This window comes from Flammeovirga sp. EKP202 (assembly GCF_014534745.1).
In the GTDB taxonomy this organism is placed as follows: Bacteria; Bacteroidota; Bacteroidia; order Cytophagales; family Flammeovirgaceae; genus Flammeovirga.
Map to the genome: position 1 here is coordinate 38,163 of NZ_JACVVP010000009.1, position 19,986 is coordinate 58,148.

At 31.5% G+C, this 19,986-nt stretch carries 24 protein-coding genes and 1 riboswitch; of the genes, 13 read left to right on the plus strand and 11 right to left on the minus strand.

Annotated features, from left to right (window positions below; all coding sequences use genetic code 11):
• Positions 1 to 40 precede the first annotated feature (40 nt).
• The 4 genes from IC221_RS07465 to IC221_RS07480 form a co-directional block, all read right to left on the minus strand.
• Positions 41 to 820 carry a hypothetical protein gene (locus tag IC221_RS07465; protein ID WP_188168357.1) on the minus strand — a complete coding sequence of 260 codons (780 nt, stop codon included), beginning with the start codon at positions 818 to 820 and terminating at the stop codon, positions 41 to 43.
• A gap of 124 nt (positions 821 to 944) precedes the next feature.
• A complete protein-coding gene (locus IC221_RS07470) occupies positions 945 to 1,448 on the minus strand; it encodes a hypothetical protein (RefSeq protein WP_223241328.1) in 504 nt (167 codons plus the stop codon).
• Between the two features lie 92 nt (positions 1,449 to 1,540).
• A complete protein-coding gene (locus IC221_RS07475; protein WP_188168358.1) occupies positions 1,541 to 1,915 on the minus strand; it encodes a hypothetical protein in 375 nt (124 codons plus the stop codon).
• A gap of 3 nt (positions 1,916 to 1,918) precedes the next feature.
• Positions 1,919 to 2,572: a hypothetical protein gene (locus tag IC221_RS07480; protein ID WP_188168359.1), complete on the minus strand. Its 654-nt coding sequence runs from the start codon at positions 2,570 to 2,572 to the stop codon at positions 1,919 to 1,921.
• A gap of 257 nt (positions 2,573 to 2,829) precedes the next feature.
• On the opposite strand from IC221_RS07480, the gene IC221_RS07485 reads away from it, so the two are divergent.
• The 4 genes from IC221_RS07485 (at position 2,830) to IC221_RS07500 (ending at position 8,443) form a co-directional block, all read left to right on the plus strand.
• Positions 2,830 to 3,303 (plus strand): hypothetical protein, encoded by a 474-nt coding sequence (locus IC221_RS07485; RefSeq protein ID WP_188168360.1) that lies wholly within the window; start codon positions 2,830 to 2,832, stop codon positions 3,301 to 3,303.
• 296 nt (positions 3,304 to 3,599) lie between these two features.
• Positions 3,600 to 5,450, plus strand: a complete 1,851-nt coding sequence (locus IC221_RS07490) for a hypothetical protein (RefSeq protein ID WP_188168361.1) — start codon at positions 3,600 to 3,602, stop codon at positions 5,448 to 5,450.
• A gap of 98 nt (positions 5,451 to 5,548) precedes the next feature.
• Complete coding sequence (locus tag IC221_RS07495; RefSeq protein ID WP_188168362.1) at positions 5,549 to 6,754, plus strand: erythromycin esterase family protein; 1,206 nt, start codon at positions 5,549 to 5,551, stop codon at positions 6,752 to 6,754.
• A gap of 182 nt (positions 6,755 to 6,936) precedes the next feature.
• Positions 6,937 to 7,123, plus strand: a riboswitch (cobalamin riboswitch).
• Between the two features lie 96 nt (positions 7,124 to 7,219).
• Entirely contained in the window at positions 7,220 to 8,443 is a 1,224-nt protein-coding gene (locus IC221_RS07500; RefSeq protein WP_188168363.1) for a DUF4465 domain-containing protein, read from the plus strand.
• Between the two features lie 125 nt (positions 8,444 to 8,568).
• On the opposite strand, the gene IC221_RS07505 is transcribed toward IC221_RS07500, so the two are convergent.
• The 3 genes from IC221_RS07505 to IC221_RS07515 all read right to left on the minus strand — a co-directional run bounded on the left by IC221_RS07505 (position 8,569) and on the right by IC221_RS07515 (position 9,730).
• Complete coding sequence (locus IC221_RS07505) at positions 8,569 to 8,955, minus strand: hypothetical protein (protein WP_188168364.1); 387 nt, start codon at positions 8,953 to 8,955, stop codon at positions 8,569 to 8,571.
• Between the two features lie 155 nt (positions 8,956 to 9,110).
• Complete coding sequence (locus tag IC221_RS07510) at positions 9,111 to 9,533, minus strand: hypothetical protein (protein ID WP_188168365.1); 423 nt, start codon at positions 9,531 to 9,533, stop codon at positions 9,111 to 9,113.
• A gap of 38 nt (positions 9,534 to 9,571) precedes the next feature.
• Positions 9,572 to 9,730: a hypothetical protein gene (locus IC221_RS07515; RefSeq protein ID WP_188168366.1), complete on the minus strand. Its 159-nt coding sequence runs from the start codon at positions 9,728 to 9,730 to the stop codon at positions 9,572 to 9,574.
• A gap of 271 nt (positions 9,731 to 10,001) precedes the next feature.
• Here IC221_RS07515 and IC221_RS07520 point away from each other — a divergent pair, with 271 nt between their 5' ends.
• From IC221_RS07520 to IC221_RS07545, 6 genes are all read left to right on the plus strand, one after another.
• The gene (locus tag IC221_RS07520; protein ID WP_188168367.1) at positions 10,002 to 10,631 is read left to right on the plus strand and encodes a hypothetical protein; all 630 of its coding nucleotides are present in this window, start codon (positions 10,002 to 10,004) and stop codon (positions 10,629 to 10,631) included.
• An 18-nt stretch (positions 10,632 to 10,649) separates the two neighbouring features.
• Positions 10,650 to 11,510, plus strand: a complete 861-nt coding sequence (locus tag IC221_RS07525) for an AraC family transcriptional regulator (RefSeq protein WP_188168368.1) — start codon at positions 10,650 to 10,652, stop codon at positions 11,508 to 11,510.
• 88 nt (positions 11,511 to 11,598) lie between these two features.
• The gene (locus tag IC221_RS07530) at positions 11,599 to 12,585 is read left to right on the plus strand and encodes a zinc-binding dehydrogenase (RefSeq protein ID WP_188168369.1); all 987 of its coding nucleotides are present in this window, start codon (positions 11,599 to 11,601) and stop codon (positions 12,583 to 12,585) included.
• A gap of 318 nt (positions 12,586 to 12,903) precedes the next feature.
• Positions 12,904 to 13,716, plus strand: coding sequence for a hypothetical protein (locus IC221_RS07535; protein ID WP_188168370.1), 813 nt, complete (start codon positions 12,904 to 12,906; stop codon positions 13,714 to 13,716).
• Positions 13,717 to 13,778: 62 nt separating this feature from the next.
• Positions 13,779 to 14,537 (plus strand): hypothetical protein, encoded by a 759-nt coding sequence (locus tag IC221_RS07540; protein ID WP_188168371.1) that lies wholly within the window; start codon positions 13,779 to 13,781, stop codon positions 14,535 to 14,537.
• Between the two features lie 225 nt (positions 14,538 to 14,762).
• On the plus strand, positions 14,763 to 15,053 hold the full coding sequence (locus tag IC221_RS07545) for a hypothetical protein (protein ID WP_188168372.1): 291 nt from the start codon (positions 14,763 to 14,765) through the stop codon (positions 15,051 to 15,053).
• Between the two features lie 58 nt (positions 15,054 to 15,111).
• Here the strand turns inward: IC221_RS07545 and IC221_RS07550 are convergent, their stop codons facing one another.
• Positions 15,112 to 15,462, minus strand: a complete 351-nt coding sequence (locus IC221_RS07550) for an MGMT family protein (RefSeq protein ID WP_188168373.1) — start codon at positions 15,460 to 15,462, stop codon at positions 15,112 to 15,114.
• Positions 15,443 to 16,048, minus strand: a complete 606-nt coding sequence (locus IC221_RS07555; protein ID WP_188168374.1) for a hypothetical protein — start codon at positions 16,046 to 16,048, stop codon at positions 15,443 to 15,445. The genes IC221_RS07550 and IC221_RS07555 overlap by 20 nt, the downstream gene beginning before the upstream one ends.
• 268 nt (positions 16,049 to 16,316) lie before the next feature.
• On the opposite strand from IC221_RS07555, the gene IC221_RS07560 reads away from it, so the two are divergent.
• Together IC221_RS07560 and IC221_RS07565 are read left to right on the plus strand one after the other, a co-directional pair.
• Positions 16,317 to 16,601 carry a hypothetical protein gene (locus IC221_RS07560; protein ID WP_044200848.1) on the plus strand — a complete coding sequence of 95 codons (285 nt, stop codon included), beginning with the start codon at positions 16,317 to 16,319 and terminating at the stop codon, positions 16,599 to 16,601.
• A gap of 2 nt (positions 16,602 to 16,603) precedes the next feature.
• Positions 16,604 to 17,326, plus strand: coding sequence for an outer membrane beta-barrel protein (locus tag IC221_RS07565; RefSeq protein WP_188168375.1), 723 nt, complete (start codon positions 16,604 to 16,606; stop codon positions 17,324 to 17,326).
• A gap of 30 nt (positions 17,327 to 17,356) precedes the next feature.
• Here the strand turns inward: IC221_RS07565 and IC221_RS07570 are convergent, their stop codons facing one another.
• A complete protein-coding gene (locus tag IC221_RS07570; RefSeq protein WP_188168376.1) occupies positions 17,357 to 17,749 on the minus strand; it encodes a phosphoribosyl-AMP cyclohydrolase in 393 nt (130 codons plus the stop codon).
• Positions 17,742 to 18,527: an O-methyltransferase gene (locus IC221_RS07575; protein WP_188168377.1), complete on the minus strand. Its 786-nt coding sequence runs from the start codon at positions 18,525 to 18,527 to the stop codon at positions 17,742 to 17,744. The genes IC221_RS07570 and IC221_RS07575 overlap by 8 nt, the downstream gene beginning before the upstream one ends.
• 263 nt (positions 18,528 to 18,790) lie before the next feature.
• Between IC221_RS07575 and ychF the strand changes: the two genes are divergently transcribed.
• The gene (ychF, locus tag IC221_RS07580; protein WP_188168378.1) at positions 18,791 to 19,891 is read left to right on the plus strand and encodes a redox-regulated ATPase YchF; all 1,101 of its coding nucleotides are present in this window, start codon (positions 18,791 to 18,793) and stop codon (positions 19,889 to 19,891) included.
• Positions 19,892 to 19,986 lie beyond the last annotated feature (95 nt).

Here is a 19,986-nt window from a genome sequence, read left to right on the forward strand (position 1 = left end):
TACTTACTAAAAATCAACATTTAAATAATTAAGATATAGATTAGTTCTTATGCAGAACATACTTTCTCATAGTTTCTATATCTTCTTCTTTCAGTGGCATTAATTGTGAAATCAACCATCCAGAGTTATAAGAATCTCTTTCAAATTTTTCAACAGTAAAATACCACCCATGAATTTGGAAAATATGAAATTTGATACTTTCAACTGTTACAAATTTCAAGTCGCCCGTTTTTATTAAATAGAAAAGAATACTGGTATAGTCTACTTCATATCCTTTTGAAGCATAGTCTTGTACTTCCTTCTTATCTCCAAAAGCCCTATGCAAGTTCATAAAGTCAATTTCATGACTCATTGGGTGAAGGAAGTTTCTTTTAGGGTCATTGTCGCTGAATAGTGCATTCCAGTTTTCAGAGTGAACTTTTGAAATAGCCCATTTGAAACCTAAACTATCGAGTTCTTTGACCATATACAAAGTAACGTTGACATTACGTCCATTGTATAAAAATCTTGAATTTACTTCTGCAAAATACTCACCATTATATTTCTCAATGTATTTTGGAGATTTTGAATTGGTTACATCATCAATGAAATCATTTTTCATTTGACGAGAAATACCAGTGTTTTGCCCATCAAACAATATTTCAAGATAACTTTTTCGGTAAGTGTTTTCTCTAAATTTATAAGAGCCTGTAGGGTAGGGTTGTCCGTTTTTGTCTTCTTCGTTGTTGAATCGTTTCATAAACTGCGTAAACTGTTTGGTCTCCGCATATAATTTGGACTCATCCCCTTTATAATTCCCTATTGTTTGGGAAAAACTCATTTGACAACAAACGAGTAAAAAAAATAGTGTAAATAACTTTTTCATGTATATGAATAGAGCTTGATTGCTATGTTATCGTCTTAACAATATCATACCAACCAAGCTTTATTAATGCTAATTTTTATTAACCTTTTTTCGTTTCTGATACTCTGATGTCACCTAATAGTACATCCCAGAAACCAATTTCTCTACCACCGATTTGTGTTGTTTTACGCTCCACATAGACAGTGATGTCTTTTTTAGTGATGTCTTTGTACACTAAACCGTCTTCAGTTACACCTGTAAACTTTTGGTAAATAGTGATTACCCCTACATAACGACCATCAGGTTGTTTTTCAAGATCCGAAATATACTGAATGTCAAACCAATCGATATTGACAGACTTGTAGTTTAATTTATTTAAACGCTCTAAGTACTTACGGATTCCAAAGTATCTCACTTGTTTCTTTCCTAACGTAGAAACACCCATTTGAGCATCTTCTACAAAAAGCTCCAAAGCTCTCTCGATTACTCTATTCGCTTCCGAGAAAGAAGTTTCTTTGTCACCAATTTTACTGATGTATTTACTTAAATCGTGTACTTTTTCAAGAGACAAAGAGTCAATGGCTGCTTTTCTTGCAGGAGGCATTGGAGGTTCCTCTTTTGGTGCATCTTGAGCAAAAGCTTGAAGTCCGATCAAGCAGAAAAATAGGATACTTAATTTTTTTATAGTATTCATAATTATATGATTTCAATAATTTTTAAACCTGTAATCCGACCTTTGTGGTCAATACCTTCAATATCTTTCGCATTGATAATGATGCCATGTTCAGGCATTTTACTGACCCTGATCAAATATTTTCGAGGGCTGTATAACTTATCGTCTAAACTTGTTCCCAAATAGTCTACTTCCACTTTTGCTTTAGGAGCAAAAAGACTATTAGCATAATCAATCAGACGTCCCACCTCTTTTGGAGGGGTTTTTCTATCTGAAATGTCCTCAAATATTGCGTTGAGTTTAGTGGCTAATACTTCCTTTGCACTACTTTGTGCATTACAGTAGCTTGAGATAGAGAATAGAAAAACGAAGAATAAAAGATACTGAAGAGATTTCATGGATTATCTTTTCTTTAAGATTAATTCAGTGATTTTACCGTTGGCATCCTTTTTAAATTCTTTGATTTGGTCAGGATTTCGGTTAACGTCCTTAAGGTATTCTAAGTACTTTTGAGCAGTTGTAGGTTTGTCGTAGTCTACAATGTCACCATCATTATAAATTTCAATTAAAACAGGAACGTCAGGAGAAGCAAACATAGCCATTGCTTCAGTGATCATTAAGTTCCCTTCTTGAGTAGAACCTGATCCCGCAATATTATCTAATAAGTAGTAAATGTCTCTTTTCTGAGCTTCTTCCACTACTGTTTTTTGAGCTTCCTCTTTTGCTTTTTGTTCCGCTGCTAATTTCTTTTCTAAAGCTTCGCGAGACAATTGAAGATTTTTTTCCACCTGTCCAATTAATTCCTTTACTTCAGCATCTTCTAAGTTGTAAGATTTAATTTCTTCCAAACGAGCTTCATCGGCAGTCACTTCATCAAGAGTAGCATACTCTTTACCGACCATTGCTTTTAAATCAGCTTGTGCTTTGTTTGTTTTGGCTAGTAATTCTGCTTGCGCTTTCTCCTCCGCAATTTTCTTTTGGCTTTTACATCCTGTAAAAGAAATAGACACAATCAATGCCATGATTAAGGCTGTAAAAATTGATGTTTTGTTCATTTTAGATAATTGTTAATTATTCCTTCATTGAAATTTCAGCACAATTTATGGCTTAATTATAAATAAAAAATGATTCTGCAGAAGAAGCCATTATATTTTTCAATGATTTACAAATTTTAAGATCTTTCATTACAAAAATTGAAAATTATAACTTATCCTATAATTGTTGTCAGACATTGATTTTACTTTGTTTTTAAGTTTTGATTCAGACTGACGATCAAATATGTATTTTCAATCTTGAACTAGAGTAAACTAAAATGATTATCTACATTCAAAAAATACAAACCAATTGGATGAAAAGAAGCAGAGGCTTTCCTCACTCCACCTTGAGAAATAGTGTTCCAGAAATATTGCCAATTGAGCCAATTGATTCTACTGATACTATTGTGTTTCAGGAAACAATTTTTGAAGAGGGATGTTTTGAATCTCCAATTATTAAAAAGTCAATTGTATTGAATGAACATCAGTTAAGAGAACAACAGTTGGAAATCAATAAAACAACAGACAATACACTTGAAATTAGTTTTTGGAATCCATTGAAAATTAAAAAGAAGGTAGGGACATTAAATTACAATTCTTGGTGTCAGATTAAATCCAATTGGAGGTTTCCAATGGAATATACTTGGGGGTATAAAAAGGTGGTTTATAATATTTTTTATGGAGACCCGAATAACGTTTATGCTATTCAAAAAGCAACTATTGAGAAAGATTATCAGTCGTTATTGAGGTAACTAGTTCAAGAAATGAGTTTACATTGATACTAGATAGATAAAAGTGGTAGTGTTAATTTAATTGTGAGCAAAGGAAGTACACTTCTGAGTGTTATAGGTAATAGTTATTTATTTTTCACTTCAAAAGAAACATAAGACCTCAAAAATAAGCTTGAAATATTTATAATTGAATTAGAAGTTTGGCACTAATATTATTGCTACTTAAGTTGAAAACTCGTTGAAAGTATAGCGATGTGAAAATTCTTATTATCAAATAATTACAATATTTTTCTATTCAAAATTCTAAAAACCAAACTATGAAACAAGCTTTTATTTTGTCTATCATTCTTTTATTTACGACAAACATTTTTGGTCAAGTTCTAAAATTTGAAAATTCAGCATATAAATTTTATAATAGTTCTATTAGTGCATCAATAATAAAAAAAGTTCAATTGATTTACTATCAGGGAAGTAATTCAAGTGGAGAAACTGGTTTGTATGAACTTAATATTGGTGATGAGGCTTTTGAAATTAAACCGTTAGATTATTATACGTTAAAAAATCACCTTTCACAATCTACTAATGATTCAATTAATTCTTTGGAAGATTTAGAGATAATTAAACTCTATAATGAATTAACTAAAGTAGAAATGAATGACCAACCTGTTGCTGGAGAATTTTATGTTAAAGATAAAATAGAAATAGACTTTGGGGGAGAGAAAGTAGAATTTAAAATAGATAATTTTACATTTGAAATTAATGATGATCAGATAATCAATGCAAGATTAAAGGTTGAAATAAATGATACACTTAAAAAAACATTATCAATTCTAGAACAAAAGATATTAGAAATCATAAAAGACAAATATTCAAAATATGACTCTTTACTATTAGAATTAAATAAATTACAAGTACAATCGAAAAAAGGAAAAAAGGGAAATAATAAAAGTGATATAACTTCTCTTGAACAACAAATTAAGATATTAAAAGATGATGGTAATGGTAATATTGCTTGTGAAAAACCTAAGAGAAAAGAAAGTACTGGTGAGATAATACAATACCAAAACTATCTTAAGGAAATTGATATAATTCAAAAATCAATAGAGATGGAAAACTTAGTTTTTGAAAATAAGTATCCATTATCATTTTCCACCAAGAAAGATTATGGACGCTTGAAAATAATGTCTTTATACTTAACTCAAGATATTGAAATTTCTTTGGATGCTGTAATAGATTATAATCCTGTTTTTATGCCTTTTAGATCAAACTATGCACCTCTAGCAGGGACATATGTTAAAAAGCCAGGTAAACATTATTTGTTAAAAGAGAAAACATCAAATTTGTTTAAGATCAAGGTATTCACTGATGTAAATGCTGTTGTAGGAAATAACCCAGTGGGTGCCGTTCAATTGGAATTAGAAAAAGATATTCCTTTATATTCAACTGTTTTTCCAAAAGAGCATTTCTATATTATGAGTTTAGAGGAAGTGACACCTTACTTTAAGTGGATTGACTTGGGTTCATCAACAAAAAGCACCGACTTTATTTTAAACGGTGTTGTAAAGTCGAATAATTCAACAACGTATTATACTGATGTGATTAGCTTTAAACAAAATACCAAATATTCAGTTGGTGCAAAAATTAATCTAGCAAGTTTCACAATGCCTGCACTTAAATTGAAAGTTTCAGGTTTGTACAGCTCTCAATTTGATTATTTTGAAGCTAATGGAAATAAATATTCTCAAAATGATGATGGAGAATTATCTATTATACCTAATGATTATAAAGAAGTTAAAGCATCAGCATTTCAACATTCATTAATAGGTAAAGTTTTGTATATGAATGATGAAAGATGGAATGTAGAAATGTTTGCTCAATATTCATTATATAATTTAAGGAGTGATGAGTTATATTTTGTAGATGGGAGAGAAAGAAATAATACTCATACAGCAATAGATGAATTAGAAAGCATAACTACTAAAAAATCATTTTTATTTAAATCAGGTATGAATGTGAATCTTCATTTAAATGCAGATAATAATTTTTTTGTGAAATACTTCTACACATTCGATGCTGACTATAATAATAATAATTTTCATAGAATTTTAGTAGGTTACAGTAAAAACTTGAAGTTTGATAGAAGTAAAATTGAAGGTAAGAAAAAATAAATAGTTGAAAAGGTTTTTCAAACCATTCAACCTAATTCACTGTCAGAATAATAGATAAGCAAATAAATGTATAAAACTAAACCCTATTTTACTCTTAAATGAAATACCTATTTATTCTGACGTTTACTTTAATCTCTTTTCAGCTTTTAGCCCAAAAAGAGATCAAAGAGTATTTGAAAAACAATACAAAAGAGATCAAATCTATTGATATCAATTATGATGGAAATGAAGATTTAAAAGCAGTTAAGAATGCCATTGGAAATGCGAAAATAGTCTTACTTGGAGAACAAGATCATGGTGATGCTTCTACTTTTTTGATGAAAGCTAGGCTTGTCAAATATTTACATGAAGAGTGTGGATTTGATGTAATCGCTTTTGAAAGTAACTTTTATCAGCTACATGGTGCCTTTGAAAAAGATGCTTTCAATTTTGAGGATGCCTATGAGGATATCTTTCCTATATGGACGAGATGCGGAGAGTGTGAACCAATTTTTTCTTACTTGGAAAACTCACTAAAAACGGAAAACCCACTTTTCATTTCGGGGTTTGATATGCAAACCTATTTTACCAAAGATTACGCTTCTGATTTCAGGGAGTTTTTGAAAATAAATAATTTAAAAGTTTCGAATGAAGAACAGTTCTTTAGTGTTTTTGATGTATTGGTTGAAAACAACAATGCCAATAATCTAGAAAAAGAGGAGTTAGAATTTTATTTTAAAGAACTGGATCAATTGTATTCCTCTTATCCTAGAGATGATTTTTGGAAGCAAGAATTACATAGTCTAATTGGTTACTCAAAAATGAGAGTTGCACCCAATATGCGAGAAACACTAAATACTCGTGATAAGTACATGGCCGATAATTTACTGTGGTTGTCGAACAAGCGTTTTAAGGACAAAAAAATTATAGTTTGGGCTCATAATTTTCATATTGCTAGAAATTTATCAAAGAAAACGGTCACGCTTGGAGGTGAGACATACAAAGCACTAGGTGATCAAATCTACAGTATAGGTTTTACTTCATTTAGTGGAAGTACAGGCTGGACTAATCAAACGAGTAAAAGGTTTAATTATGAAATCAAAAAGCCATATAAGAAGAGTATTGAAAATGACTTTCAAACATTGGGTTACAAACAGGCTTTCTTAGATTTTAAATCTTATTCTGGTAAAAAATCAATCTTTTCTATGAAGGGATTAAAACATGGTGTTGAAAGAAGAGATTGGTTAAACATCTTTGATGGCGTGATTTATATTGAAGAAATGACTCCTTGTACAAAGAAGATAGAACCGTTGGTGATCAAATAACTAATGTCAATAGAAAAATATTTTGACACAATTATGAAAGGAATACCATAATTATTGTGTCATTTTTTTAGTTTAGATTTTAAAACTAACTCTATGGATTTAACATAGTGTAGTTGTTGTTTTCTAAAAATTAACCAATTAAGATTTATTATATAAACTTGAGATTGCAAACTGACGCCCGTCATTTTTAATACTTTATAAGCCTTCTACTTTTACGACGCTTTGAACAGGGAATCTGGTGAGAATCCAGAACTGTACCCGCAACTGTAAAAGCTCAAAATGCTTGAATTACAAAGCCATTGTTTTAACGAGAAGGCAATTCAGGAAAAGAGCAAAGTCAGGAGACCTACTTAGCGTAAATAAAAAAGGATGAAACTTCGGGAGTTAAGTATCATATTGTTGCCTCACGGGCAAGTTATGCCTATAGTATTCCTAGAAGTTCATCACACATACTAAAATTTAAAAATGATGAACAAACAATCCACATTCTTCAATCAGATCCTTTTATGTACTCTTCTTTTATTCGCAGGCTGTACTTCTAAAGATGACGTAGAACTAAATATTTTTACAGTTTCGTTTGAAACAAACGGAGGGACTGAAATTCTGGCACAAGAGATCATTAAAGGCGATAAAGTAAAAGAGCCAATTAATCCAGAACTTGCAGGACACGAATTTCTTCATTGGACAAAAGACAATGAAAAATATGATTTTGAAGTAGAGGTAGAAAGTGATTTTACATTAACTGCTCAATGGGAAAAAATCAAGGTGACGTATAGTGTTTCTTTTGATTTTGATAATGGAAATGAAATGACTCAAGTTATAGTAGAGGAAGCCCAAAACGTCACTTCTCCAGAAACTCCCACAAAAGAAGGTTTTGTATTTGACGGTTGGTATCTAGAGGATCAACTATTCGACTTTGAAAGTATAATCACTCAAGATTTAGTCTTAAAAGCGAAGTGGGTAAGCCTTTATGAAACGGTAAACTTAAACGACGGAACACTTACAACAACAAATTCTTTTTGGTGGGGTAAAGGAGGGAATTATTTTGAGACCTTCAATGAATTGGACTGTTATGACGAGAAGATTATTGATGGGAAAGTGAAAATTAGTAATCTTAACTTCTTGGATATGATGACTATCGTTGGATTTGGTTTATCGAACTACGATGCTTCATCGGTTGATCCTGATAACTATCCTGCAAATCAATTGGACGTTCAATATGCAGCATATCCTGCACCGGTCAAAGATGGAGAACAATATATTGTAATGTATAAAGCACCAAAATCTTTTGGCCCAACATGGAATCCAGATAGTTTAGCATTTGTAGAGCCTGTACAAGTGAATACAATCTCTTTCACCAATAACGCATACGGTTATTTAAGTATGACAAAAGGGGATTATATCGCCAAAAAATTTGAAGAGGGAGACTGGTTTAAAATTATTGTAAAAGGATGGGATGTGAATGGACAAGAAACTGGAACCATTGAAGTTTTCCTAGCTGAAGGAGAAGAGATTTTAGATACATGGAAAAAAGTAGATTTATCTTCGCTTGGAGTGGTTCAAAAATTAACGTTTGATATGGCTTCATCTGATCCCGCAGATAGACCACAAGGTGACTTTAAAACACCTATGTATTTCTGTATGAAAGATATTAGTCTCTTCAAGAACTTATCAACTGAGGTAGAATAGCATTAATAAAGATTTTAGCCATTAGGCAATTAAGGTCTGAAAGAAGTTCTTCACAAAAAACACTTCTTTCAGACCTTTTTAATTTAAGTTTTCCTTAAAATTGAGGTAAAATATTGTAATTCAATTTAGAATTGATAGCCGTTGACTGATAATCTAATTTTTCGATTCTTACGCTTCTTTTGAAAGAACATTTTATCAATTCCATACAATACACCTGCTCCGATAGCACCTCTTGTTGCTGTTTTCCAAAGATCAATAGAACAAAACTTATTACCTTCCTCGGTCATATCCATAAGTTCTTTTGATGTTGCAACAATTGTAGTTACGCCGACTGAAATGATTAATTTTTCTTCTGGTTTAATGTTAGGAATTGCAGATAAAGTAAGATAAGAACCTGCTCCAATTGTGTATCCTACAGCTTTATGTAGAGATTTGTCAGGTGTTCTCCATTCTGATTGACCAAAAGAATGAATAGAAATTAAAGTAAATAATATGATAAATAGCTTTTTCATGATAATAGACTCAATAGATTTAATGATTGAGAAGGCATAGTAAAAGAAACCTTAACCATTAATTGTAGATAAGAAATAGGGTGATACATTAATGTATTGAAATAGCAATTAATTGTATCAACACATTGAAATAGATTGTAGACAATGAAAATAGTCTATTCTTCTTCTTCAAAGTGAATTGCTTTAATAACAAGTTGAATATTTCTATTACCATCAGGTGTATCGATCCACTCGAAATAATCAAGATTAAGGTCCTTTATTTCAAGGTTTGCATTTTCAATAAGCTGCAATAAAGTAATACCCGCAATTTCATATTGAACTTCTTGATTTTGACCATTAGTCACATAAATACTAGCATACTCTATACTTTCTTCAAGATAAGTTTGATTCAAATCGCTTTCAGTGACGTTTTCATTGATTTGATAAATAGTTACTCTTCTTGTGCCTGCATTGTCTACTGTTGAACACTGTTCTAAAGTTGTAATAGACTGATTATCCGGAGTAATAATCATTTTACTTCCACATCCTGAAAGAATTAAACTTACTAATGCTGCTAAAATTGTAATTGTTTTTTTCATTTTCTTAAATTTTTTTTGAATGATATGACTTTTTTATTCTAGTATTCTTTATTACTGTAATATGAGATTACTCTTTTTGATAAATGCTGGAAGATCTCTGAAACATTAGTTCTTTTCTTCCAAGCTATTTCTTTTAGGCTATCAAACTCCTCTTGAGTTACCCTAAATTGTATTGTTTTTTTCTTTAATGTTTTCATGTTTTTCCTTTGATGTGTTACAAATGTACTACAGTGTAACAGTGTTACAAAATTACTTAACGTTCATTAGGTAACAATGTTTCCTTTTTTTATTTATTCTGTTTTAAATTTGACTATACCTTTATTTTGTTGTGTTTTTTCAATGTATTTGTGCTTGTTTTCTACCATCTACCGATTATATTTTTTTGTCATAAGCTCATCAACTGCTATTTTTGATGAAAATGTTGGCTCTTAGTATATTTTTAATCTCTTTATAATAGTGTACATTAAAATGAACAAACAAATCATTCTTACTTTTCTTTCAACAATATTTCTGATTATCTCTTGTAATGACATCAATAATGGTTCAACTCAAGACGATCCTATAAGCTCCAAAGAGAAGTGGCTTCACTTTCACCATATTACAGCAGATGCATTTGATATAAAAGGAATGCCATTACAAATCAAACCAGAAGAAGTGAGATATGGGTTATTTGAGGAAGAAGAAAAAATGTATTCCAAAACCTTTATGTATTCACCTGATTCTACTTATTATATTGATATGGATAGCTATGGGTTGGAAATCGCAGAAAATGACGATGGAAGTTTAGAATACTTAGGGAGGGAGATTGATATAAAAGTTCAATTAGTGAACGTTTTAACATCAGATTCTTCGGCGATTGAATTGATGATGTGTGGAACATCGTGTTTCCCTGAAGAAGCATACTGGGAAAATAAAACAACAGTTTCAATTTTAGGGCTTTCTACTGATCGTTCAGAAAAAGTATATCCTACTATTTGGACTTATGATTTGACAAATGGAGCATTTGTGAAATATATTTCTGAAAAGGAAGTAATACCAACTGATGAAAACTATTTTGAAAAATATAGATTAAACAAACTACTCTCTCTTACCATGTAGATTGAAAAGAAAGTGAAAATGATCAAAAGCATATCTAGTATTGAGGAGCTGTACCAGTTTATTGGCTTAAAAAGAACACCAATTGATAAAGGTTTCGATGTTTTTACACACGAAGAAACTTATCCTGGTACCCATAAAATGGTTTCTGCTCATCGTCGTGATTTTTATTCTATCATTTTTTTGGAAACTCAGCAAGATGGTGAAATGCATATCGATCAAAATGTACATTCAAGCCAGCGTGATATATTGTTTTTTCAGTCTCCTCAACATGTTTTTAGTTTTGTGAGGGGGGAGTCTATGAAAGGTTTTCTGATTTTCTTTACACCTGAAATTTTATTGCCACATGTAACTGATGTTGTATCAGAGTTTTCTTTTTTCAGTACGCTTCAAAATAACCTTGTACATCTCAATAGAGAAGAAAAAAAGGAAATTATCACTCTTCTTAAATTCATTTTAAAAGAGAAGAAAAATACTAAACTAGTAAAATATTTGTTGCTCTCTTTATTAGAGAAAAGTAAAATTATTTTTAGTAAACAGATAGATAGCGTAGAGGAAACGTCTGAAAAGCAATTTGTTGAAAAATTTAAGCGTTTAGTGGAGAATAATTTTATCGAACAAAAGTCAGTAGCCTTTTATGCTGAACAGTTAAACTTGACGGCAAACTATCTGAATGATAAAATAAAAGGATATACAGGTTTAAATGCGAAAGAACATATTACCAACAGAATACTTTTAGAAGCTAAAAATATGTTGATCTATACAAATATGGACATTGCAGAAGTAAGTTATACTCTTCAATTTAGTCAGCCCTCTTATTTTGGTCGTTTTTTTAGAAAACATACTAATGTCACACCTAAAGCATATAGAGAGCATCGGTAAAAAGTGACAGAACTTCCTTTTTTTGTATTACTCCTTATGGCCTTATGTATGGTACTTTTGTATCATCAAATAAATATAGATTATAGCCATGAAAGCAGTTCAAATCACTGAAACAGGAGGAGCGGAAGTATTAACCCTCAAAGAAATCAATCGACCTGCACCAAAAGCAGGTCAAGTTTTAATAAAAGTACATACCGCCCCAGTTAACTTTATTGATACTATTATCAGAGAAGGTAATATGCCTCCCGGTATGATGCCAGAATTACCGTTTATACCAGGAGTAGAAGGTGCGGGCATTATTGAAGATGCAAATAATACAGGGCTCAAAGAGGGGAGTAAGGTAGCCTTTTTAGGAGTGATTGGTTCTTCTGTTTATGCCGAATATGCCTTAGTAGATGCGGATAAATTGATCGTCCTAAATGATGATATTGATTTATTGAAAGCGGCCGTTTTACCTGTAAATTATTTTACGGCGTATCATATGCTTAAAAATGTGGCAAGAGTTGAAGAAGGAAAAACTGTATTGATATATGCAGCTTCAGGTGGAGTAGGTACAGCAATCGTTCAAATTTCAAAGCTTTTGAAACTTAACATCATTGCCTTGGAGCGTAAAGAAGAGAAAGTTCAGAATGCTTTAAATAGGGGTGCAAATTATGCGTTCAATACCTCCGATGATAACTGGAAACAAAAAGTAAAGGAAGCAATAGGAGAAAATAGTATTGATTATGTGTTCAATCCAGTGGTAGGTAATTCAGTGAAAGATGATCTAGAGTTATTAGCACCATTAGGACATATCGTCATTTTTGGCTTTTTGGCAGGGTTTGGAGATTTCTCTTTAATGGAAGAAAGTATTAAACATTTCGGAAAGGCTCCAACTATTTCTTTTTCTGAATTATATGCGACTTATCATCATCAATATGAATTAGTAGAAAGTGGTTTAAAAGAATTATTCCAATGGTTAGAAGAGGGTAAGATTAATCCAATTTATGAAACAATGCCATTGGATGAGGTGAAGGCAGCTCATGAAAAATTACAAGCTGGTAAAGTGAAAGGAAAACTACTATTGACAGTTTAGAGATCATCAAATATTAGGTCAGTAGCGTAAATTGGGATTAAGTGTTTCTATTATTTGGGAACCTTGATCCTTTTTTATTTTATTTCTTTTTTGAGGGGTAATAATATGAAATTCAGACTTTGAATGCAGTAGGTAATTAACTACTTTACTAGCATAATTAAGTACCAAGACAAGAATTAAATAAGATCTATTTATGGCTTAGTACTTATTAGATAAATGTGTGCCCTGTTTTTGTCTTACCATTCGGTTGGATTAAAAAATCGATCTGCAGAATTCAACTTTAATAATTACATTTTCGATTACCTAATTATTTTACAAATGAAACTATTGTCAATAACTATATTACTATTCACCATTTTTGAAAATAGACTAATAGAAACCAATGATGATTTATCAAACAAACTCATCAAAGAAATAAGAAGTGCAAATCTCAATCACGAATTTGGTCAAGACGACTTTTTCCGTATTGATCATCTTTTGAAAGATTACCCCATTTCAAACGGTTTAAGTCTCGTAAGAAATAGTCCAGAATATAAAAACTCGATTTGCACTTTTTTAAATTCTCCTAATGAGAACAAAAGGGTATTTGCTTATAGATTGATTGGTGTCGCTAAAGATCATAATTTTGATGATGTTTTAATTGAAAGACTTCATTCTGATGAATCTTCTTTGCTTAAAACTTGTTGTGCTACTACTTTAATGACAAATGAAGTTCAAGAAGCTTCCGATGATTTATTTCAGCTTTTGTCATCATCATCTAGCGGTTTACCCCTAGATATTTTGATTGATAGATATGTAGAATATGACACAAATGCTGTCAAAAAATCTTGTTGGAAGTACATGCATTCCACTTCCAGAAGTGAACAGATAATGTCAATCCAGATCTTAGCAAATTTTGAGTGTGATCATAAATTACAATCTAAACTTATCGATTTTTTAGAGGAGTGGGAAGATGAATATAAAGGTTGGGTGATTTCTTCTATGGCCCTCCAAAAAATGAGTCATTTAAAGCCAATTCTGTCAAAGTATTACGAATTTGAATTCTTAAAAGGAATAATTATTGAAGCGTTAGAGGTTAGTCCATCAAAGGAAGATAATATTTATGCTCAGGAGCTGAAAAGGCTGAATTGATGTATTCTCCAAAGAAGGATGAAAAATTACTTAAAGATGTAATACAAAAACTTTGATTTGAAATGAAAAAACTATTATTTCTCCTTCTATTGATATTAATATCCAATTTCTTATTGGCTCAAAGTCCAACCTCTTTGACGTTCCAAGTAATAGATTCACCTGATGGGTCAAAATATAGTAAAGTGACTGAACTAGTTTTTAAAAAAAACAAAAAAGGTAATTATGAATCATATGATTATACAATAAAAGGTGAAAAAGAAGAACGATTGAAATTAGAGGAAAGTCTTATTATTTCTCAATCTCTAGTAGAGAGAATGCTCTTAACCAAAAGAACCAAAGAGTATTATTGGACTGATTTAGAAAAAGGAAATCAAAAGTGGAATAAGGAATTAATTTTAAGGGAAATAGACTCCAATTATCCAATTTTAATTGATTCTATAAAGTTCTGTAACAAATGGGATGCTTACTCATTGAAAGGGGAGTGGATTGGTAGTCAGAGTATTATTATAAAATCGGATTCAAAAGTCATTTTTGAATACAGTTATGGAGACCGTAAAAATAGAACATTTGATTTAGAAGGTTACCTTTTAACATACCCTTTATTCAATGAACAATTGTCATCTATTATTTCTACGGAAAGGTTTGATTTTACATTTACAAGTTTGATCAGTATTTTAGAATATTACAATAAAACACTAGAATGTGAAGAGTACTATTATGCTGAATTTATGAAGGAGAATCCAGAACGTACAAGAGTTGAAAATAGAATGAGAGTAGGGTGGGACTTTCATCAATATTTAAGTCAAAGAGAGAAGAAATAAGAGAATTGAGAATGAATTTGCTAAGAACTCAATCAACATGCCGTATTGGGAAATATCAAATCTCAGCAGTAATTAATGCGATAAAGAATAAAATTCCTGTTTTAGGTATACACCCTATAAAAATTCTAGATTGAATTTTTGAACTTAGTTATTCAGTTTTCTATTTTGGTTGATATTATCCCAATTCAAAAATTGGTTTATCATTTAACAATAGCAGAGTTGCGAATGAATACTATAAAAACATTTCTAGTTGTAGTCTCAATCATTATGATAGGATTTTCTTGTGCTAAAAACGATGTAAATTCAAATACAATTGAAATTACGGGTGTCATCAAAGCACAAGGAATTACTACTTATCAATATGGAACTCATACCGTATCTGGGTATGCATTGAGAAGTAGTTCTGTGAATCTAGATAATTATATTGATCAGGAGGTGACAATTGTTGGGCAAAAAGTAGAAGGATACCCTGTAGATGGAGGGCCTGATTACATAGAGGTTGAAAAAGTAAAGTAGATAAAAAAACATCTCTAATGTTTGATTTTACCACACATTAGAGATGTTTTTTATTGAATTATAATTCCAATTCAATCGAAGGATCCCAATAAATCTGATCCATATTTTGAATTTTATTGTCTATGACAACAATGCCTTCTTCTTCCAAACGAACTTGCATGGGATTTTTCACATCGAAATGATGTTTTCCTGTAAGTAACCCTTGTTTGTTGACGACTCGATGAGCAGGTACAGTATCGTCTCCATGAGAAGCATTCATAGCCCAACCCACCATGCGTGCACTTCCTTTTCTGCCCAAATAAGCACCAATTGCTCCATAAGAAGTGACTCTACCGGCAGGAATGAGGCGAACAACCTCCCAAACATCTTGAAAGAAGGACGATTTGTCGTTATTCTCTTTTTGGGGCATTATTCTCTATGATTTGATTGTAAGTAACCGTATAGATTTTCTGACCATACATTTTTATTCTTGATAAAACCTCTTCTCCGTTTTCAGACGCAATTCCTTGGTAATCAATATTAAGTTCTTGGGTTTTAATCTTTAAAAGATCTTCAATTAAAAGAAGGTTCTTTTTAGTGTTTTGAGAAAGTGATTTTAATTCAGCTATACTTGCTTCCGCGGCTGATTTAGCGGTTTGTTCTAACTCTATTTCTTGTTTTAAAAGATCATTGGTCAGAAGTTTTGTAGCGGTTGCTTCAATGGAATCCACTTCAGTATCAAAAGCATTGGTGTTGATTTCATCAAAAGAAATTTTCTCTTGTGTTAACTTCTGCTTTAGATTTTCGCTGTATCGTTCAGATAATTCAACGCATTGTTCTTTCTCATAAATATTCATTACAGTCCATGATTTACCCATATAGCATTCCCACATTAAAGTGTCTTTAGGGTTTAACATAAATTGTTCAATGACATTTTCTTTGTTTTTTAAATCTTGAGCAGTACTAATGAATGGTATAATTAAGAAAATTAGATAAAATGTGATTTTTAGTTTCATATGAAAAAAATATTGTATCATTCTGACTAAGTCCATTAATAAATTTAATTTGAGCATAGGTAAGAGCCTACTTAATGGTATATACGTACTTATCAAGAAATTGAACTATTTTTAGTAATAATAAGGCAGTAATTCCAACAAAATAAATGATCAACTGATTTTATTACGGACTTCATCCAATAATATTAAAAAAGTAATCGTTATAGTTTACAATCAAAAATTTGACCATTATATTCATCTTATTATCATACACATTCTTAATTTTTATATGCCTAAGCAAGATTTGATCGGAATTTGCGAAATGTGTGAAAAAAAGAAAGAATTAACCTTTCATCATCTTATTCCCAAAAGTACTCACAAGAACAAATGGTTTAAGAAAAATTTCACAAAAGAAGAAATGACCTTAAGTGGCATAAATATTTGTAGAAAATGCCATAACTTTATACATCATTCATATTCAGAAAAAGAATTGGGAAGGAACTTTAACACCAAAGAGAAAATTCTTTCTGATGAGAAGATTAGTAAATTTGTCGAATGGGCAAGAAAACATTGATTATGAAATACCTCTTTCTGTTTACTTTTTTTATCTATTCATTTCACTCTTTTGGACAAGATCAATTACCTACAAAACCAAAATCTATTTTAGAATTAGGCGTAGGGTTGGGATCTTATAAAGGTGATTTATCTCCAAATTTTTCAAAGGTAAATGGTGGTTTTAACCTTGGGCTAATTATGAGAGCTCAAAAAAGGTTGAATTTAAAATTGGATGTAAGTTATTTATATCTTCAAGGGCAAAAATTAGATGATCCCAACGTACTTCCTCCACTAGAACCACCTTTTCCTAACAACTTTTTTCAATCTCATACACTAAATACCAGTTTGTCTTTGATGTTTAACTTGATAAATAGTAAACACTTTAAGTTGTATGTGGCTCAAGGAGTGGGGATATTTTATTTCAATCCATTGGATGAAGAGGGGACAGAATTAATAGAAAATTTCAAAGATGAAACAAATGGCGTTTTTGAAACCAGAAATAAAAATGAGACTTATTCAAATTTTGCAATGTCCTTACCTACAAGGGTAGGAATGACTTATTATTTTGATAACAATTTTGGGTTTGGTTTAAGTGCCACATTTGTGAATCCATTTACAGATTACCTCGATAATATTTCAGAATTGGGGACAGTAAACGGTAATGATCAAGCAATGTCAATTAATTTTTCATGCTTTATACCATTGTCTTATGGGAAATTATCAAGTCCAAAAAAGGAGAATTAATGCACAAAGACATTAATTCTCCTTTATCATTTATTTGTCAAGATTGGACAATTGATCAAGTTCAATTTTTCTGTAAAAGCAAGATTTACGAGTGATTCCCTTACTATTTTTAGTATGACAAGCTCCATTACCCATCATTTTCACTTTATAAATGAGAGAATCTTGGTCACAATCCGTTAAAATTTCAACGATTTCCAAATAATCACCAGAAGTGAGTCCTTTTGTCCAAAGCTCATCTCTAGAAGTACTCCAAAAAGTAGCCTTACCTAATTCTATCGTTTTTTGCAAAGCTAATTTGTTAGCCCATCCTTGCATCAGGATTTCCATATTTTCAACTTCTTGAACTATAACTGGAACGAAACCACCTCTTTTTTCAAATTGAATATCAATAGCGGTCCCTTCTTCTAAAACTTTTTTATTCATTTGGTTTATTTTGTAGTGTAAAAAATTGCTTAGGTTGTTTTTGTCTGAAAAATATTAACCCTAAATCATAAAGGTCAACAGAAATACCAACACTTGGATGCTTACAGATTTCATTCCATGCCTTTTTCATTCCTTTAGACCAGTAAATATCATCAAAGATGAACAAAGTATTCTCATGAATATGAGGAAGACATTGTTCAAAGTATCTCATTGTGGGTTTATATTTGTGGTTTGCATCAAAATAGACCACGTCTACTTTACCAAAAGCATCTAATGCTGGTTGGAGGTGGTCGTCGATATTTCCCTCAATCAATCTGATATTTACCCCATTCAACTTTTTGAAATTTTCTTTAGCAATGGAGGCAATTGTACTACTTCCTTCAATAGTAACAGTTTGTATGTCTTTGCTATAAGTAGATAGATACAAAGTAGAAATACCAAAAGAAGTGCCTAGTTCTAAAATCTTTTTGTATTTGTATTTTCCTATGATTTCAAACAACAGAGCACCTTCCCTAGGTGAACATAAAGAAGAGGAGGCAATTTTAGAGATTTTTCTATTTTTTTGCTTGATGACTTTTGAACCTGCCCCTAAATCTTCTACCTCTATCTTTTTATCATTATTCAAAAGTTGCTCACGGATATTTTCAATCTCATCAAAAATATAATACTGTTTTTCAGGGGCAATCACCTGTGTATAAAGTTCAAATACAAATGGAGAGTGCAACCCATGAGCATTACCTGCTATAAATTTATATTTTATAAAGTCTAAAACTTGCATATACCTGTCTGTTTAGTCCTCCTCGAAAAAACAGTTTATCCTGCTAGAAGCTTGCAATTTACTACGGATGCTGTTGAATTATTTTACGCTTATGTTTTCGAGGAAGTAATCGCAAATTAATCATAATAAATAGTATTAGATAATTTTGATCGTAGACTTATAGTTAAATATTCCACAGTTTACATTATCTTTGCGCGGAATTCATGCTATTTAGCATGCAAAAATAGACAAAGAATTAATCTTCTGAAACAAGATATAGATCCATGGGATTAAAATGTGGTATTGTTGGTTTACCAAACGTAGGAAAATCAACGTTATTTAATGCTTTAACAAGCGCTGAAAATGCTGAGTCAGCAAACTTTCCATTCTGTACAATTGACCCTAACGTAGGAGTTGTAGTGGTTCCAGATCCAAGAATCAAAGTTCTTGAGCAATTGGTAAACCCTCAAAAAACATTACCAACAGTTATTGAGTTTGTTGATATTGCAGGTTTGGTAAAGGGAGCAAGTAAGGGTGAAGGTTTAGGAAATAAATTCTTAGCCAATATCCGTGAAGTAGATGCTATTATCCACGTAGTAAGATGCTTCGATGATCCAAATATTGTTCACGTTGCAGGTAAAGTAGACCCAGAAGAAGATAAAGCTGTAATCGATATGGAGCTTCAGTTGAAAGACTTGGAGTCTGTAGAGAAAAAATTGCAGAAAAACACTAAAATGGCAAAGACGGGTAATGCAGAAGCGAAGAAAATCGTAGAGGCATTAGAAAAGTTCCAAGCACATTTAGAAAGTGGTGAAAATGCTCGTTCTATAGATGCCACTGAAGAGGAGTGGGAAGTAGTAGCAGATTTAATGCTTTTAACGGCAAAACCTGTTATCTACTTAGCGAATGTAGACGAAGATGGAATTCATGAGGACAATGACCTTGTGAATAATATGAAAGCAATTGCTGAAAAAGAAAATGCACAATTAATCAAAGTTTGTGCAGCTATTGAAGAGCAAATTGCAGGTTTAGATGATGAGGACGAAAAAGCAATGTTCTTAGAAGAGTATGGCTTAACAGAATCAGGTTTAGATCGTTTAATTAGAGCTTCTTATGCATTATTAGATCTAATCACTTACTTTACAGCAGGTGAGAAAGAAGTAAGAGCATGGACTATCCGTAAAGGATGGAAAGCACCACAAGCTGCAGGTGTTATCCATACTGACTTTGAAAAAGGATTTATTAGAGCAGAAGTAATACATTATGCTGATTATGTTGAATACAAATCAGAGTTAGCGTGTAAAGAAGCTGGCAAATTACAAGTTGAAGGTAAAGAGTATACAGTTGAAGACGGTGATGTAATGCATTTCAGATTCAACGTATAATTAATAAAATACTATAAAGACCCACTATTGGAGTAAAAACCTGATAGTGGGTTTTGTTTTGTCTGAGTACTTATACAGCAACTACCATTTCAAAA

Excerpts from the sequence above, each read along its gene's own strand:
- IC221_RS07495 (WP_188168362.1), top strand. The coding sequence starts at position 5,549 with ATGAAATACCTATTTATTCTGACGTTTACTTTAATCTCTTTTCAGCTT.
- IC221_RS07480 (WP_188168359.1), bottom strand. The coding sequence starts at position 2,572 with ATGAACAAAACATCAATTTTTACAGCCTTAATCATGGCATTGATTGTG.
- IC221_RS07525 (WP_188168368.1), top strand. The coding sequence starts at position 10,650 with ATGATCAAAAGCATATCTAGTATTGAGGAGCTGTACCAGTTTATTGGC.
- ychF (WP_188168378.1), top strand. The coding sequence starts at position 18,791 with ATGGGATTAAAATGTGGTATTGTTGGTTTACCAAACGTAGGAAAATCA.
- IC221_RS07500 (WP_188168363.1), top strand. The coding sequence starts at position 7,220 with ATGATGAACAAACAATCCACATTCTTCAATCAGATCCTTTTATGTACT.
- IC221_RS07560 (WP_044200848.1), top strand. The coding sequence starts at position 16,317 with ATGCCTAAGCAAGATTTGATCGGAATTTGCGAAATGTGTGAAAAAAAG.
- IC221_RS07505 (WP_188168364.1), bottom strand. The coding sequence starts at position 8,955 with ATGAAAAAGCTATTTATCATATTATTTACTTTAATTTCTATTCATTCT.
- IC221_RS07575 (WP_188168377.1), bottom strand. The coding sequence starts at position 18,527 with ATGCAAGTTTTAGACTTTATAAAATATAAATTTATAGCAGGTAATGCT.
- IC221_RS07520 (WP_188168367.1), top strand. The coding sequence starts at position 10,002 with ATGAACAAACAAATCATTCTTACTTTTCTTTCAACAATATTTCTGATT.
- IC221_RS07465 (WP_188168357.1), bottom strand. The coding sequence starts at position 820 with ATGAGTTTTTCCCAAACAATAGGGAATTATAAAGGGGATGAGTCCAAA.
- IC221_RS07530 (WP_188168369.1), top strand. The coding sequence starts at position 11,599 with ATGAAAGCAGTTCAAATCACTGAAACAGGAGGAGCGGAAGTATTAACC.
- IC221_RS07515 (WP_188168366.1), bottom strand. The coding sequence starts at position 9,730 with ATGAAAACATTAAAGAAAAAAACAATACAATTTAGGGTAACTCAAGAG.
- IC221_RS07475 (WP_188168358.1), bottom strand. The coding sequence starts at position 1,915 with ATGAAATCTCTTCAGTATCTTTTATTCTTCGTTTTTCTATTCTCTATC.
- IC221_RS07545 (WP_188168372.1), top strand. The coding sequence starts at position 14,763 with ATGAATACTATAAAAACATTTCTAGTTGTAGTCTCAATCATTATGATA.
- IC221_RS07485 (WP_188168360.1), top strand. The coding sequence starts at position 2,830 with ATGATTATCTACATTCAAAAAATACAAACCAATTGGATGAAAAGAAGC.
- IC221_RS07490 (WP_188168361.1), top strand. The coding sequence starts at position 3,600 with ATGAAACAAGCTTTTATTTTGTCTATCATTCTTTTATTTACGACAAAC.
- IC221_RS07565 (WP_188168375.1), top strand. The coding sequence starts at position 16,604 with ATGAAATACCTCTTTCTGTTTACTTTTTTTATCTATTCATTTCACTCT.
- IC221_RS07535 (WP_188168370.1), top strand. The coding sequence starts at position 12,904 with ATGAAACTATTGTCAATAACTATATTACTATTCACCATTTTTGAAAAT.
- IC221_RS07550 (WP_188168373.1), bottom strand. The coding sequence starts at position 15,462 with ATGCCCCAAAAAGAGAATAACGACAAATCGTCCTTCTTTCAAGATGTT.
- IC221_RS07540 (WP_188168371.1), top strand. The coding sequence starts at position 13,779 with ATGAAAAAACTATTATTTCTCCTTCTATTGATATTAATATCCAATTTC.
- IC221_RS07470 (WP_223241328.1), bottom strand. The coding sequence starts at position 1,448 with ATGCCTCCTGCAAGAAAAGCAGCCATTGACTCTTTGTCTCTTGAAAAA.
- IC221_RS07510 (WP_188168365.1), bottom strand. The coding sequence starts at position 9,533 with ATGAAAAAAACAATTACAATTTTAGCAGCATTAGTAAGTTTAATTCTT.
- IC221_RS07555 (WP_188168374.1), bottom strand. The coding sequence starts at position 16,048 with ATGAAACTAAAAATCACATTTTATCTAATTTTCTTAATTATACCATTC.
- IC221_RS07570 (WP_188168376.1), bottom strand. The coding sequence starts at position 17,749 with ATGAATAAAAAAGTTTTAGAAGAAGGGACCGCTATTGATATTCAATTT.